Genomic DNA, 1110 nt, shown 5'->3' with positions numbered 1-1110 from the left:
CGCAGCGGCATCACCATGGTCAACATCGGCGTCGGGCCGGCCAACGCCAAAACGATTACCGACCACATCGCCGTGCTGCGCCCGCACGCCTGGATGATGCTGGGCCACTGCGCCGGCCTGCGCAACAGCCAGCAGCTGGGCGACTATGTGCTGGCGCACGCCTACGTGCGCGAAGACCATGTGCTCGACGAAGAGCTGCCGCTGTGGGTACCGATTCCGGCGCTCGCCGAAATCCAGGTCGCGCTCGAGCAGGCCGTGGCCGACGTGACGCAGATCGCGGGCCCCGACCTCAAGCGCATCATGCGCACCGGCACCGTGGCCAGNCGCCTACGTGCGCGAAGACCATGTGCTCGACGAAGAGCTGCCGCTGTGGGTACCGATTCCGGCGCTCGCCGAAATCCAGGTCGCGCTCGAGCAGGCCGTGGCCGACGTGACGCAGATCGCGGGCCCCGACCTCAAGCGCATCATGCGCACCGGCACCGTGGCCAGCACCGACAACCGCAACTGGGAGCTGCTGCCCGACAACCTGCCGCAGCGCCGCTTCAGCCAGAGCCGCGCCGTGGCGCTCGATATGGAGAGCGCGACCATCGCCGCCAACGGCTTCCGCTTCCGCGTGCCCTACGGCACCCTGCTGTGCGTGAGCGACAAGCCGCTGCACGGCGAGATCAAGCTGCCCGGCATGGCCAACCACTTCTACCGCGAGCGCGTCGACCAGCACCTGCGCATCGGCATGCGCGCCATCGACATCCTGCGCGCCGGCAGCCTGGCCCGGCTGCACAGCCGCAAGCTGCGCAGCTTTGCCGAGGTGGCGTTCCAGTAAGGGCCAGGGCGCCACCGTGCGGACTCATGTTTTGATAGCTGCCAGCGCTTGCCCCATAAGCGTTAGAGCCGTATTTCATCAAAATCCATGAACGCAGCCCTGCTCGACGTGCGCGCGCTGCGCAAACGCTACGGCGACGCCACCGTGGTCAACGGCGTGTCGTTCGCCATCGCACCGGGCGAATGCCTGGGCGTGATCGGCCCCAACGGCGCCGGCAAGACCACCACCATCCGCATGTGCCTGGGCCTGACCGCGCCCGACGCCGGCAGCATCCACTACCAGGCCAGCGG

1 protein-coding gene and 2 pseudogenes are annotated in these 1110 nt (G+C 68.3%); all 3 read left to right on the top strand.

Features of this window, described 5'->3' with window-relative positions; all coding sequences use genetic code 11:
* Positions 1 to 318, top strand: a pseudogene (locus tag QZH66_RS16675) (AMP nucleosidase); the annotation flags it as partial.
* A 7-nt stretch (positions 319 to 325) separates the two neighbouring features.
* Positions 326 to 820: pseudogene (locus QZH66_RS16670) on the top strand (AMP nucleosidase); the annotation flags it as partial.
* 87 nt (positions 821 to 907) lie between these two features.
* The coding region (locus tag QZH66_RS16665) for an ATP-binding cassette domain-containing protein (RefSeq protein ID WP_305806980.1) at positions 908 to 1110 on the top strand (203 nt) is incomplete at its 3' end.

The sequence above is a fragment of the Stenotrophomonas sp. YIM B06876 genome (assembly GCF_030711595.1).
GTDB lineage: Bacteria > Pseudomonadota > Gammaproteobacteria > Xanthomonadales > Xanthomonadaceae > Stenotrophomonas.
This window is presented reverse-complemented; position numbering and strand designations above follow the sequence as displayed.